We start from the raw sequence: 13,692 nt of genomic DNA on the forward strand, positions 1-13,692 counted from the left end.
GAAGCTGAGTCGCGCCGGATCGCGGTGTGTGCGACCGAATGTCCGGTTACCGTTGCGGTGGGACCGTGCGGGCAGTGCGCGGTCGAGGGATGAAGATGAGGTAGGCGTGGCGCGGCCGGAATCGTCACTGGACCATCGGCTCCGCACCTGCATCGGCACGGCCGATGCGGCGGGGGTCGGTGCATTGCTGCGCCGCGGCGCGGATCCGAGCCTGCCGAATACGGCCGGGGTGACACCGCTGTACCTGGCGGTTCGCCACGGCGCGGCCGACGTGGTCCGGGTATTGCTCGCGGCCGGTGCCGACCCGGAGATCGGCAAGCACGGCTGCCTGACCACCCCGCTGCAGCGCGCCGTGCTCGGCGGGCAGCTGGAGATCGCCGGTCTGCTCCTGGCCGCGGGCGCGGACCCGAACATCAAGAGCCTCTACCGCGCTCGCCCGCTCTACCTCGCGGCCATCGGCGGGCACACCGAGCTACTGCGCGCGCTGCTCACCGCAGGCGCCGACCTGCGCGTCGCCGACGACGCGAACTGGACCCCACTGCACGCCGCGGCCGGGCGCGGACTCGACGACGTGGTCCGCGTCCTGCTCGGCGCGGGCGCCGACCCGAACGTCAACCACGAAAAGCACGGCACCCCGGCCCATGTGGCCGCGCTCGCCGGGTACGACACCACGCTGCGGATCCTCTTCGACGGCGGCGCCGACCCGAGGGCCCGCCGCAACGGCGCCCTGTTCGCCTGGGACGTCGTCGTCGCGCGCCACCGCAAGCTGAGGGAAAGGTCCGCACGCCTGGCGCGGCAGGCGTGGCGCGCCGAGTAGATTCGTACCGGCAACCGGAGCTGACCATATCGCCGGAGCCCGCGACGTGATCGGAGTTGGTGTCCGCCATGACCACTGAGAATTCGACGAACGCACCCGTCGACATCAAGCCGCGCAGCCGCGACGTCACCGACGGGCTGGAGAAGACCGCGGCGCGCGGCATGCTGCGCGCGGTCGGGCTCGGCGACGACGATTTCGCCAAATCGCAGATCGGCGTCGCGTCCTCGTGGAACGAGATCACCCCGTGCAACCTGTCGCTGGACCGGTTGGCCAAGGCGTGTAAGGACGGCGTGTTCGCCGGCGGCGGCTACCCGCTCGAATTCGGCACCATCTCGGTCTCCGACGGCATCTCGATGGGCCATGAGGGCATGCACTTCTCGCTGGTCTCGCGCGAGGTGATCGCGGACAGCGTCGAAACGGTGATGCAGGCCGAGCGGCTCGACGGCTCGGTGCTGCTCGCCGGCTGCGACAAATCGCTGCCCGGCATGCTGATGGCCGCGGCCAGGCTCGACCTGGCCAGCGTCTTCCTGTACGCCGGGTCGATCCTGCCCGGTATCGCGAAGATGTCCGACGGCACCGAGCGGGAAGTCACCATCATCGACGCGTTCGAGGCGGTCGGCGCCTGCTCGCGCGGGCTGATGAGCCGCGCCGACGTGGACGCCATCGAGCGGGCCATCTGTCCCGGCGAGGGCGCATGCGGCGGGATGTACACCGCGAACACCATGGCCAGTGCGGCCGAGGCGCTCGGCATGTCGCTGCCGGGCAGCGCGGCGCCGCCCGCCACGGATCGGCGCAGGGACGGTTACGCGCGGCGCAGCGGGCAGGCCGTGGTCGAGCTGCTGCGCCGCGGCATCACCGCGCGCGACATCATGACCCGCGAGGCGTTCGAGAACGCGATCGCGGTGGTGATGGCGTTCGGCGGTTCGACGAACGCGGTGCTGCATCTGCTGGCCATCGCGCACGAGGCCGAGGTGGAACTGTCGCTCGACGATTTCGCCAGGGTGGGCGCGAAGGTGCCGCACCTGGCCGACGTGAAACCGTTCGGCAGCCATGTGATGACCGATGTCGACCGTATCGGCGGTGTGCCGGTGATGATGAAGACGCTGCTCGATGCCGGTCTGCTGCACGGTGATTGCCTCACCGTCACCGGCCGCACGGTCGCGGAGAACCTGGCCGATATCGCGCCGCCGGACCCGGACGGCAAGGTGATCCGCGCGCTGGCCGCGCCGATCCATCCGACCGGCGGGATCACCATCCTGCGCGGTTCGCTGGCGCCCGGTGGCGCTGTGGTGAAGTCCGCCGGCTTCGATGCGAGCGTATTCACCGGCACCGCAAGGGTTTTCGACCGCGAGCGGGCCGCGATGGACGCGCTGGAGGACGGCACCATCGGCGCGGGCGATGTGGTGGTCATCCGGTACGAGGGGCCGAAGGGCGGGCCAGGCATGCGCGAGATGCTCGCGATCACCGCCGCCATCAAGGGCGCGGGCCTCGGCAAGGATGTGCTGCTGCTGACCGACGGCCGGTTCTCCGGCGGCACCACCGGCCTGTGCGTCGGCCATGTCGCGCCGGAGGCGGTCGACGGCGGCCCGATCGCCTTCGTCCGCGATGGCGATCGGATCACGCTGAATGTCGCGGCGGGAACGCTCGACCTCGAGATCGCCGGCACCGAGCTCGCCGCCCGCCGCGACGGCTGGGCGCCGTTGCCGCCCCGCTATACCCGTGGCGTGCTCGCGAAGTACACGAAGCTGGTCGGCTCGGCCTCCGGTGGCGCCGTCTGCGGATGAGGCGCGCTCACACCTCCAGGTCCTCCTCGATGCCCTTGAGGCGATGCCGGGCCAGCGCGAGATTGGCTCTGGCCCGGTCCAGGGCGAGATAGAGGAACAGGCCCTTGGATTTCCGGCCGGTCATCGGCCGGATGATGTGGTACTGGGCGGACAGCGTGATGAGGATGTCCTCGATGCCCTCGTTGAGGCCGAGCTGCTCGATGGTGCGCATCTTGGCGCGCACCACCTCGGTGTTGCCCGCGGCGGCGACCGCGAGATCCAGCGTCTTCGAACTGCCGAGCATGCCGAGCGCCATGCCGCTGTTGTAGTCGACGACCGCGGCGCCGAGCGCGCCGTCGATCACCATCATGTCCTTCAGCGACAGATCCATATTCGACAATGTGTGTTCCTTTCACTTCAATTGGTGTTTGTTCACTGGCTTTTTCGAGGATTCGCTCGCTTGCGCGGTCAGGTGATCGGCGATGGCGCGGGCCACCGGGCGCGACTCCAGGTGGAGCCTGCCGACGTTCACCTCGGGATCGGCGAGCACGGTGAGCGAATTCCAGCCCGCCGCGTAGATGACCACGTGCCCGCCGGTGCCGTGGACGACGACCTCGTGTAGCCCGCCGCCGTGCGCCGTGGTGGCCAGCCGATGCGACAGCGACAGCTGCGTCGCGCTCAATGCCGCCATGCCCGTCGGCTCGACGCTCGGCGGCAGATCGTGCGCGATCAGCAGCCCGTCGCTCGAGGCCACCAGCGCGCCGGTCAGCCGGGGGACTCGATCGCGTAGCGCCCTCAATTCGGCGAGCACCGCCGCGTTCGGTTCGGGTCCGGACATCGCCACCTTGGTCAACCTTCCCATCAGTTCGCCCAGCAATTTTTTCCGTGAGTTCAACGCCCGAGACCGTCCTCGGCCGATTCGGCGAGAATTCCCCGGAGCTGGAATCGTGCGAGCGCCAGATTCCCGGTGTCGCCCGCGCAGAGCACATGCACGAATAGCCGGCTGTCCGAGTCGCCGTTCAGTAGATGTAAGAGATGGAATCCGCGTGCGCCGCAGACGATGATTTCGGCGACGTCGTCGCTGTCCTCGCCGGTCGCCAGCGCGGGGCAGTCGAGCACCGCGCGGACGACGTCGGTGGTTTCCGCGGCGTCCTCGTGCTGGTCGATCGCATTGTTGTTGCTTGCCGCGGCGATCGCGAGTCCGCTCGTGCCGTCCACCAGTGTCACGCTGCACGCACCGGGAATGTCCATGATGCGTTTCAAGCAGCCGTCAATACCGATCACCCGCGCTCCGGCCTTGTCGTGTAAGGGTTTTCAGGGTTCCAGACGCTACACACCGGCGGCGGATGATGTAAGGCCTGAGCGCGATAATTTCGGCTCGGCAATGCGTTTCCCGTGGAAACGAGCTAAGAATACCTTTCGGTATCAGTATCTTTCGGGTTCCAGCAAACTCCAGCTAATTGAATACCTTTTGGTATCAATAACTTTCGCCTCAGCGCTGGCGCAGCACCACGATGCCCGGCGTCGACCGGACGTAGTCGGCGAAGGGGGAGTCGATCACCCGGTAGTCGGCGAGCGAGGAGGCGTTGCGGAACACCGGGCCCGCCGCGGTCATGACGAAGATGCCGACGTGGGTGACGTCCAGGCCGGGCTGGTCGGCGTATGCGCCGATGTAGTCCCCGGTGCGCAACTGGCTCACGACCGAGCCGTCGACGGCGGCGGACGGCAGGTAGGTGATCGCGCGATCGACCACCGGCAGCCCCGGAAGATAGCGTCCGCCATCGGCTTTCGCGTTGAGGCTCTTGCCGACGGTCACCGCGGCGGTGCTCAGCGACGCGGTGATGTCGGTGGCGGCGACGCGCGCGGTGTGCGACCAATCGCTGAAGAAGTGTTTGCGCTGGGCGAAATCGACGCGGCCGCCGGTGTACCTGGTCTCGATCAGGTTCGCCACGAACTGATCCCGGTCGGTGGACCTGCTGAGCGCCTCGACGTAGTCGAGATAGGTGAAGCAGTCCACCCGGCGCAGATCGATCACGAGCTGTTCGGGCTCGGTCGCCGAGCCGACGAGCATATCCGCGCCGTACGGTGTGCCGAGCAGCCCGCGCGAGAGCATCTCGATCAGTTCGCCTTTGCCCTGCACGCCGACGCGCGACGCGAGCAGCTCATCGAGCTTGCGCGCGGTGACGTCGTCGAACGCCAGCGCGCGCGGGGCGCCGAGTGCGGCGGCACAGGCGAGCACGACGACCATGAGCAGCAGGCGAACGAGGGGGCGCATGGCCCCACGCTAGCGCGTGCCGAGCCCCGAAGACGCTCCCCAGTTGGCCAGGTCGGCGGTCTTGGTCACCAGGGTGACCCGCTGGGCCGCGTCCTCCCAGGTGGTCTCCTTGGGTTCGAGCGTGAGCACGACGACGATCTTCTCGTCGTGCTCACCGACGGTGCCGGTGGTGTGCATGGCCCGCTTGTCGAGGTTGATCGCGGGCGCGCGGTTCGGCGCCGATCCCTGCGTGGTCGTCCAGGTTTCGCGGATGCCGTCGGGGCCGAAGACGACGGGGCCGGTGGCGGCCGCGCTCATGGCGCCCGGCGGGGCAGGCGCCTTCGGATTGCTCGGTGCGCAGACCTTGCCCGGTTCCGGTTCGTCGCCGAAGCCCGACCAGCCCTGCTTGACGGCCTTGGGCTGGTGGGTGAGTGCCCTGCTGATGCCGAAGGACTGGTCGAAACCGTCCTGGCCGCATTTCGTGGACTGGTGCAGGTTGCTCATGATGAAGTCGCGGATCGCCGGATTCGCGGTCTCGAGGATGTAGCGGTAGATCGTCACCACATCGGCCGCGCTGATCGCGGTGTAGCCCCACATACCGCGCTTGGCGGGCGGCGCGGTATCGGTCAGTCCGAGCTTGGCCACCGACCGATCGATGATCGCGTCCCACCCGTTCTCGATCCACAGGTAGCTCGCGGTGTCGTCGTCGCTGGAGCGCAGCATCGCCTGCAGCCGCGCCAGATCATCGGACGGCGTGGTGAGCGATAAATCGTGCGACTCCAGGTAGTCCAGTGCGATGAGCAGCTTGACCACCGAGGCCGATCGGTACTGCTTGTGCGCCTCGAACTGCACGCTCGCCGAGCCGGTCTCGCGGTCGAACACCATGAAGCTCGCCTCGACGCCGATCGGCAGCTCCGAGACGGGTTCCGCGCCCGCCGGATTCGCGGCGGTGACGGTCAGCGCCGCCCCGATCAGCGCCGTGGCCAGCCCGGTAGCTGCCCTGCGGTATGGCTTGGTCGGAACGTCGCGCAACACCAGATCACTCCATGGGTCGAATCGGCGGCTCGGGTAACCGAGGCGAAGGTGCACCATAGCCGGATCTGCCCAGCGAAAGCCAGATGTGTTGCATCACAAACCATCACGAGGGGTGCCGCGCTACTCCGGTACCGGCTCGCAATCCTCGGTCTCCTCGGCGGGTGGTGCGGTGACGATATCGATCTGCTCGCCGAGGTAGCGCAGCACCACCGCGGCGACGGCGGCCACCGGCACCGCGAGGAACGCGCCGACGATGCCGTACAGCGAGCCGCCCGCGGTCACCGCGACAAGGACGACCACCGCGTGCAGCTGCATACTCCTGCTCTGCAGGACCGGCTGCAGCACATTGCCTTCCAGCTGCTGCACGGCGAGGATGATGCCGAGCACGATCAGCGCCGTGGTGACCCCGTTGGCCACCAGCGCGACGAGTACGGCGAGCGCGCCCGCCACGAACGCGCCGACGATCGGTACGAAGCCGCCGATGAAGGTGAGCACCGCGAGCACGAAGGCGAGCGGCACGTCGAGCAGCAGCAGTCCGGCGCCGATGAACACCGCGTCGATCAGGCTGACCAGCGCCTGGGTCCGGATGAATCCGCCGAGGGTGCTCCAGATCCGGTTCAGCACCTCCTCGAGATGGCGGCCGCTGCGGCTGCCGAGCACCGCGTGCAGCCACGGCAGCAGGCGCGGCCCGTCTTTGACGAAGAAGAACGTCAGCACCAGCACCAGGAACAGCGTGACCAGCGTCGAGGTCGCGGTGCTGACACCGGAGAAGACACCGGAGGCGATCTGCGTCGAACTGGATTGCAGCCGATCGACGATCGCCTTCACGGCGGATTCGAGCTGCTCGTCGCGCACGTGCAGCGGCGGCCCCTGTAGCCAGTCCCGCACCTTGTTCACGCCGCCGGTCGCCTTGTCGGCCAGCTCCGGCGCCTGATCGACGACCGAGGGCACGATCAGCGCGATGACGCCGGCGAGTACCCCGATGAACCCGAGCACCGTGACCGAGGCCGCCGCGGCGGGCCGGAAGCCGTGCCGGGTGAGCCAGCGGGTCGGCGGCCACAGCACGGTCGAGATGACCACCGCGAGCAGGATCGGCAGCAGCACCACCCACAGCTTCGCGATGACGAACCCGAGCACCCACGCCCCGGCCGCGATCGCCACGACGCACAGCGCCCATTTGGCCAGCCACATGATCCCGGCGCCGATCGCATCCCCACGATCGCGCGCTGCGACCTTCTTGCCGTCCTTCTCGCTCACGCCGCCAGTCTGGCACGGTGTACCGCGTGAGCAGGTCCGACCCGTCGCGCGGGTCTGTCAATGGTTGCGGGGCAAGGGAATTCGCCGAACCGGGCGGGTCGCGGAGCGAACGATTCGGATACATACCCAGGTCGATGTTGCCGTTTCGTTATCTCATGGGGGGTCGATGGGGTCATTTCCCCTGAAAATCGGTGTTGGGGGCGGGTGTACAGGTGCACGTGCCGGCGCACGTGCGGATGTGCGGCGCTCGGCGCGCCGAATCGCGGCGGATGTGACAGGCTCACTCTCGAGGCCGGGGTGCTGAGAGTTCAACTCGCACAACGGTCGGTGCGACCACGAGGGACCCCGGCTCCGGTCGGGGTCCCTGTGTGTCGGGTGGAGGTGGGTGTCAGTCGGTGGTGGTCTCGCCGCGGCGCACGGCGATCACGCCGGTGAGAATCAGTGCGCCGCCGAGGAGTTGGATGGGGTGTGGGGTTTCGCCTAGCAGCGCCCAGGCGAAGGTGAGTGCGGCGAGCACCTCGAGCAGGCCGGTGAAGGAGGCGAGGCGGGAGCCGAGCAGGCGGCTCGCGGCGATGCCGGTGACGTAGGACAGCGCGGCGGTCACCACGCCGAGCAGTAGGACGGGTAGCCACCACGAGGTGGTGAAGTCTTGGAAGACAACGGGATTCGTGGTGGCGTGCAGTGGCACGATGCCCGCCGCGCCCGCGGCGAGCAGTCCGAGCCCGCCGATCAGCAGTCCGCCCGCGGCGAGGACGGTGCCCGGCAGCGTGCCGTCGCCGTGTGCCGAGAGGATGAAGTAGGCGGCCGCGCCGACCACGGTGGCCAGCGCCCATGCCATGCCGACCCAGCTCGCCGACAATCCGGAGCGCAGGTCGATGACGAGCACGAGGCCGGTGATGCCGAGCATGGCGCCCGCGACCGTCGCGCCGGTCGGACGCTGGTCGTGCCGCAGCCACAGCCAGCCGACGACGGCGATCGGCGCGGTGAATTCGATCAGCAACGCCACGCCGACCGGCATGTACGAGACGGCGTTGAAGTAGGCGAGCTGGGTACCGGCGACGGCGACGAGACCGTAGACGGCGATCAGAGATGCGTTGCGGCGCAACAGTTGCCAGTCGCCACGCAGCTGTATCAGGGCGATCGGCACCAGGACGACGGCGGCGACGAGCACGCGGACCGCGACCACCGAGGCGGCGCTCCAGCCCGCGTTCATCAGGCCGCGGGCCAATGGGCCGGAGAGCCCGAACGACGACGCGGACACCACCGCGCAGATCAAACCCGAGCGCAGTCGCCGCTGAACGGCGGTGTCATGAGTCATAGTTGCCATGGCTGATGACGCTAAAGTCGGTCGAGTAATCTGTCAACATGGTTTTCGCTCATGACACCGAGGCGGCGCTGCTCGCCGCGGTCGAGCTGGTGAATTCGGCCGAGGATCCGGACACGCTGACCGAGATCGCCCAGCTCGACGAGTTTTTCGACAAGCACATCTACACCGGGGCGCACACCGGCGATGTCGCGGAACTCGCCGCGGTCCGCGCGCTGCGCGCGCCGCTGCGCCGGATGCTGACCAGTGATCGCGATACCGCGGCGGTGCTGGTCAACGAGACGCTGACACGGCATCGGGCGCTGCCGCAGCTGGTCAGGCACGGCACCGTCGACTATCACATCCACGCGGTGGCGCCGGAGGCCGCGCTGCCCGACCGGATCGCCGTGGAAACGGCGATGGCGATGATCGATCTGATCCGCGCGGACGACATGAGCCGGCTCGCGCTCTGTGCCGACGACGCCTGCGACGGCATCGTGCTCGACCTGTCCCGCAACCGTTCTCGCCGCTACTGCAGCACCGCCTGCGGCAACCGCAACGCCGTCGCCGCCTATCGCGCCAGGAAGAAATGAGCCGCCGATCGGCGTAGCCTGCTCCTGACGTGCGTCGTGATTTCGGTCGCCATTCTTGTGTACTGGTCGGTATTCTTTGACCGTAACGGAGGATGCGGCCTGATTCGTCTCACGCTGTCATCTGGCCTATGGTGTAGGTGGGGTGGCAGAGGGTAACCGAGTATTCACGCTCGCGGGGTTGATTCCGCTGCCGGGGATTCCCGCACAGCGGCGCCGACGGCGCGGTGCGCTTACCGGATGGTCGAATGTTGAATCATCGGTTCAGGTAGTAAAGGGCCCCACCCGAGTAGCCACCCGAATGGGGGGGATGTTCGATGTCCGCTTCGGCGCTACGATCGAATGCGTACCTAGTGGACCGCTCGGTACGTGAAGGAGGGGGATCCTTGATCCGAATATTTCACTGGACTGCGAAGCTACTGCGAGATGGATCAGGTCTCCTCTAGCAGAATAGCGGCGATCGGTCGACCGAAATCGGCGGGTCGACTCGTTCGCAGGCGGCCAGCGAGAGTTCGATCGGAAGTAATGCATGGGTACCGTGGTTCTGATTCCGGGAAGTTTCGATGGCGCGTGGGTTGACGATGATGTAGCCGCGCCGCCGGCGAGTGACGAGGATCCGGTCCATCCTCCGACCTCGAGTGGTCTCGACGATGAGCCGAACGACCGGCGGGCGACAACCGACCCGAATCCGGCCCACGACCTGGTAGACCGTGCCCGCAGCCATGGGGAGATGGCGCGGCGCGGAGTCCGTGACGCGATCGCGCGCCACCGCGGGGTGGCGATCTGCCGCGATAGAGCACGTGCGGAATTCACTCGCCAATGGCGGGAAAATCCATTCACCGAGATCTCTGCGACAGTGTTTGCGGATCCGGCGCGGATAATCACCGGCGATTATCCGTCGCGACTGGGCGGGGCAATGCACAAGACCATGGTCGGCTGGTACTGAATTCCGGTCGCCGTCACAGTGATCGCAGGATCGCCACCGTAATGGTGCGCGCCGGTTCGGGGAATGCCGGCGAGTGCTATTCGGGGCGTCCTGTGGTGCCCGAATGAGCTAGGACGTTCAAGATGCGCGAATCATTTGTGGACCTGCCTGTTTCCGATATCGAAATATCCGACGCGGATGTCGGGCGCTTGCCACGGCCGATTGCGACGGAATTGCGCGAGGACGGGTGGTCCGGCCGGTCCGCCGCGGCGGACCCGGTGCGCGCCGATTCCGCGCCGTGGATCGAATGCCCGATGGGGATGGGAGGCGAAGTCCGGTGGGCGGGCAGCGGTGTTGCCGGGGGTTATCCGAGCGGCGGTGAACCATTCATTGCCGGGGGCCGTAAGCACTTGTCGGGGATCAAAGACATCGGGATCGGCTCACTCGGCGCGGTCGATTTCCGTAACCAGTCCTGCCATCCGCGCTCGAAGCACGGGAGATGACGCATGCTCGCTCGGATCCAGACCAACGCCTATCCGGCCGCCGCGCCGGAGGATACGAAATCCGTTCTGCTGGTATCGGATTCACCATTCACGCTGGAGCACTTCGAACACGGTCTCGCCACGGTGGACAACCTGACGGCGGCGGGCGCGTGCGGGTGGCGCGATGTCGTCGAGCGGGCGGCATGGTGGTGTCCGGACATCATCGTGCTCGACGCGCTCCCACAGGACGGGCTGCCCGCCACGGTGCGGCGGCTGCGGTCGCTGAGCAGCCCGCCGCTGATCGTGCTGCTCGTGCACCGTGAGGTCGACGGGCAGATCATTGATTGCGTAGACGCGGCTTTCGCACTCGACCTCGGCCTCGAGCCGGTGCTGAACGGTCTGCAGCTGCTGGCCTCCGGCGTGCTGATGACCGCGTCACCGCGGCCGGTGGCGCCTGCGCGCGCCGCCGGTACGCATCAGCGCCTTTCGACACTGACCGATCGGGAGCGGGAGGTGCTGGTGCTGCTCGTGGACGGCATGTCGAATCGCGAGGTCGGCGCCCGGCTGTTCATCAGTCCGGACACGGTGAAGGAACACGTCAGCCGGATCCTCGGCAAGCTGGGGGTGTCGAGCCGGATCGAGGCCGCGGTGCTCGCCGTGCGCGCGGGAATGGATCACTGACGGGGTAGGTATCCGAATTGGGCTGTCCGGCACGTGAATCCGTGCAGGAGGGCCCAATTCCTATGTGCCAGTAGGGAACCAGATGTCCTCGTCGGAAAGTTCCGCGACACGGTACTTGCCGAGCGCGCTGATCAGCAGCCGCAATTCCAGCTCGAGCGAACCGAGCAGGTTGCGCAGGCCGTCGTCGGGATCCTCGTCGGCGGCGATCAGCGCCGCGCGGCCGAGGCCGGCGGCGGTCGCCCCCAGCGCGAGGGTTTTCACCATCCGCGTACCCTCCCAGCAGCGCCCGGACACGAGCAGGCTGCCGTCGTGCCGGTCGCGGCCGGTGAGCCTGCGCAGGCATTCGGCCAGCGGCAGCCCCACGTGCTCGAGGAACCCGTTCGGCGCCCACCCGGTGCCGCCCTCCGCGCCGTCCACGGTGACCGCGTCGGCGCCCGCCGCCCACGCGACCTCGGCGGCCTCGCCCACATCGCGCGACGGCGGCAGCTTCACCCAGATGCGGCAGCGCGGATAGTTGTTGCGCATCAACCGAATCTGCTGCCGCAGGATCTCGTCGGTGAAGGTGCCCGGTGTCGCGCAGCGCAGTACCGGTGCGTCGCCGCCGTAGACGTCGACGATGTCGTACTGCGCCGACAGGTCGGCGGCCCGCTCGCGCGGCACCAGCGTCATGCCGCCGAGGCCTGGCTTCGCGCCCTGGCCCACCTTCAGCTCGAAGGCCAGCCGCCCGGTGGTCAGCAGCGGTTCGCTGGCCGGATCGCTGTACACCAGATTCCACACCTCGGCGTCGGCGTCCTCGGTGCTCTGCTGCACGATCACGCCGCCGATGCCGTCGGCCGCCGACTTGGCGTATTCGGTGAGCCTGCGCAGCAGCGAGCTCGGCGCCTCCTCGGCCATCCGGCCGTAGCCGGAGACCGGAACGATGTTCTCGCCGATCACCATCGGCACACCCGCGATACCGGCCTGCCTCGCCACCGCGGCGCCGAGATCGCCGTCGGCCGCGGCGGTGGAGCCGAATGCCGAAACATATACGGGCAGCAGCGATCGCAGTCCGCCGATGGTCGTGGTCAAGTCGACATCGCCGGCCAGCGGTTCCCGGCCGAGGTCGTACATCTTCTCCGCGCGCAGCGGCACGAACACCGGCGGCACCAGCCTGGCGCGGTCGATCGCGTCCAGCGCGTGCCGATCCGGTGTCGCGGGGCCTTGCCCGAACAGCGTCGAGCCGTATTGCGCGCTGTCGGGAAATGCCGAGCCCGCCGCCGATCGGGCTCGCGCCCGTACCTCCCGCTCGGGAAATCCGGGGGCGTTCAACACACTCATGGGCGCGGCTCTCCCGGTGGCTTGGGATAGGCGGTCGCCTGCCAGACAGCGGACAGGCCACACAGGAAACGGGTGAAGCGTTCGACGCCGAGGCCGAAACCCGCACTGGACGGCAGCCCTTCGCGGGCCAGCGTGAGGTACCACTCGTACTTGGCCGGATTCTCGCCGGTCTCGCGGATCCGCGACAGCAGCGTCCGGTAGTCGGACTCCCGTTCGCTGCCGCTCATCATCTCACCGAAGCCGCCGGGGAAGATCAGGTCGAAATTGCGCAGTGCGCCCGGCTCATCCGGGTTCTCCTTGTCGTAGAACCCGCGCGACCCCTTGGGGTAATCGGTGATGAAGAACGGGCGGGTGGCCGTACTGGAGATGAGTTCCTCACCGGCCCAGTCGATTTCGGTGTGCTCGCGCTGGTCGTAGCCGAGTTCGCGCAGCTGGGCCACCGTCTCGGTATGCCGCTTGCGCTCGTAGGGACCGGCGAGGATCTGCTTCAGCTGCTCGACATCGCGGTTCAATACCTCGAGTTCGTGCTGCGCGCTGCTCAGTACGAACTCCACCGCGTACTTCGTCATCCGCTCGGCCACATCCATCGCGTCCTCGCGCGCGCCACCCGCGATCTCGACATCGAGCTGATGGAATTCCGCGAGATGCCGATGGGTCACCGCGGTCTCCAGCGGTTCCAGCCGGACATTGGGGGCAACGTGGAAGATCTTGTCGAAGGCGAGCAGCGAGGCCTGTTTGTACAGGATGCCGCTGGTCATCAGTTTGTAGCGATGACCGTAGTAATCGATGTCGACCTGTTTCGCGCCGCGCGCGCCCGGATCGGTCACCGGACCGATGATCGGCGGCAGCAGTTCGGTGAATCCCTCCGCGGTGAGGAATTCCCGCGCGGCGGCCAGGAATCGTCCCTGTACGGTCAATGTCGCAATAGTGCGCTCGGACGTGAGATGGGCACGCGGCAGGGGGACCGCCGATACGGCGGGCTCCGTCGATTCAGCAGACAAGTCCGATCCGTTCATTAGTAGCGAAGGGGACGCCGAAAATCCCCGCGGGATACTTCCTGCGAGGCATGAAATTGACATGTTGACTGCGGCCTAATTGTCCGATGCCGACGCCGTGCCGTCTACCCCCCGGATGGGGGGTAGATAGTCGAATTCTTCGGTGTCCGAGTAGATTACGATCCTTTGACAGGTGCCGTGCGTCGGTGTTACTTTGCATTTACAGGGTCGGGGCGTTGACATGGGGTTCGACCGCCACGGAACGCATACGGA

At 67.6% G+C, this 13,692-nt stretch carries 14 protein-coding genes; 5 read left to right on the forward strand and 9 right to left on the reverse strand.

All coding sequences use genetic code 11. From position 1 onward, the window contains the following. Positions 1-106: 106 nt before the first annotated feature. Together ACIG5A_RS08585 and ilvD are read left to right on the forward strand one after the other, a co-directional pair. Positions 107-817, forward strand: a complete 711-nt coding sequence (locus ACIG5A_RS08585; RefSeq protein WP_397239339.1) for an ankyrin repeat domain-containing protein — start codon at positions 107-109, stop codon at positions 815-817. A 68-nt stretch (positions 818-885) separates the two neighbouring features. After that, on the forward strand, positions 886-2,601 hold the full coding sequence (gene ilvD, locus ACIG5A_RS08590; RefSeq protein ID WP_397239341.1) for a dihydroxy-acid dehydratase: 1,716 nt from the start codon (positions 886-888) through the stop codon (positions 2,599-2,601). Positions 2,602-2,608: 7 nt separating this feature from the next. Here the strand turns inward: ilvD and ACIG5A_RS08595 are convergent, their stop codons facing one another. From ACIG5A_RS08595 to ACIG5A_RS08625, 7 genes are all read right to left on the reverse strand, one after another. Continuing rightward, positions 2,609-2,980: a hypothetical protein gene (locus ACIG5A_RS08595; protein WP_397239343.1), complete on the reverse strand. Its 372-nt coding sequence runs from the start codon at positions 2,978-2,980 to the stop codon at positions 2,609-2,611. Between the two features lie 12 nt (positions 2,981-2,992). Then, positions 2,993-3,442: a roadblock/LC7 domain-containing protein gene (locus ACIG5A_RS08600; RefSeq protein WP_397239345.1), complete on the reverse strand. Its 450-nt coding sequence runs from the start codon at positions 3,440-3,442 to the stop codon at positions 2,993-2,995. Between the two features lie 29 nt (positions 3,443-3,471). Further along, positions 3,472-3,843, reverse strand: a complete 372-nt coding sequence (locus ACIG5A_RS08605; RefSeq protein WP_397239347.1) for a hypothetical protein — start codon at positions 3,841-3,843, stop codon at positions 3,472-3,474. Between the two features lie 229 nt (positions 3,844-4,072). Continuing rightward, positions 4,073-4,855 carry a DUF1460 domain-containing protein gene (locus ACIG5A_RS08610; protein ID WP_397239349.1) on the reverse strand — a complete coding sequence of 261 codons (783 nt, stop codon included), beginning with the start codon at positions 4,853-4,855 and terminating at the stop codon, positions 4,073-4,075. A 9-nt stretch (positions 4,856-4,864) separates the two neighbouring features. Continuing rightward, entirely contained in the window at positions 4,865-5,869 is a 1,005-nt protein-coding gene (locus ACIG5A_RS08615) for a hypothetical protein (protein ID WP_397239351.1), read from the reverse strand. A gap of 120 nt (positions 5,870-5,989) precedes the next feature. Further along, positions 5,990-7,060, reverse strand: a complete 1,071-nt coding sequence (locus ACIG5A_RS08620; RefSeq protein WP_397240578.1) for an AI-2E family transporter — start codon at positions 7,058-7,060, stop codon at positions 5,990-5,992. A gap of 454 nt (positions 7,061-7,514) precedes the next feature. Beyond that, the gene (locus ACIG5A_RS08625) at positions 7,515-8,453 is read right to left on the reverse strand and encodes an EamA family transporter (protein ID WP_397239353.1); all 939 of its coding nucleotides are present in this window, start codon (positions 8,451-8,453) and stop codon (positions 7,515-7,517) included. 38 nt (positions 8,454-8,491) lie between these two features. Here ACIG5A_RS08625 and ACIG5A_RS08630 point away from each other — a divergent pair, with 38 nt between their 5' ends. The 3 genes from ACIG5A_RS08630 (at position 8,492) to ACIG5A_RS08640 (ending at position 11,107) form a co-directional block, all read left to right on the forward strand. Next, positions 8,492-9,022 (forward strand): CGNR zinc finger domain-containing protein, encoded by a 531-nt coding sequence (locus ACIG5A_RS08630; protein WP_397239355.1) that lies wholly within the window; start codon positions 8,492-8,494, stop codon positions 9,020-9,022. 535 nt (positions 9,023-9,557) lie between these two features. After that, the gene (locus ACIG5A_RS08635; RefSeq protein ID WP_397239357.1) at positions 9,558-9,965 is read left to right on the forward strand and encodes a hypothetical protein; all 408 of its coding nucleotides are present in this window, start codon (positions 9,558-9,560) and stop codon (positions 9,963-9,965) included. A 485-nt stretch (positions 9,966-10,450) separates the two neighbouring features. Next, entirely contained in the window at positions 10,451-11,107 is a 657-nt protein-coding gene (locus tag ACIG5A_RS08640; protein WP_397239359.1) for a LuxR C-terminal-related transcriptional regulator, read from the forward strand. 60 nt (positions 11,108-11,167) lie between these two features. Here the strand turns inward: ACIG5A_RS08640 and ACIG5A_RS08645 are convergent, their stop codons facing one another. Both ACIG5A_RS08645 and ACIG5A_RS08650 read right to left on the reverse strand, forming a co-directional pair. Beyond that, a complete protein-coding gene (locus ACIG5A_RS08645) occupies positions 11,168-12,424 on the reverse strand; it encodes a glutamate synthase-related protein (RefSeq protein ID WP_397239361.1) in 1,257 nt (418 codons plus the stop codon). Then, positions 12,421-13,503 carry an asparagine synthetase A gene (locus tag ACIG5A_RS08650; protein ID WP_397239363.1) on the reverse strand — a complete coding sequence of 361 codons (1,083 nt, stop codon included), beginning with the start codon at positions 13,501-13,503 and terminating at the stop codon, positions 12,421-12,423. The genes ACIG5A_RS08645 and ACIG5A_RS08650 overlap by 4 nt, the downstream gene beginning before the upstream one ends. Between the last annotated feature and the right edge of the window lie 189 nt (positions 13,504-13,692).

Origin of the sequence: Nocardia sp. NPDC052566 (genome assembly GCF_044547285.1) — a bacterium.
GTDB lineage: Bacteria > Actinomycetota > Actinomycetes > Mycobacteriales > Mycobacteriaceae > Nocardia.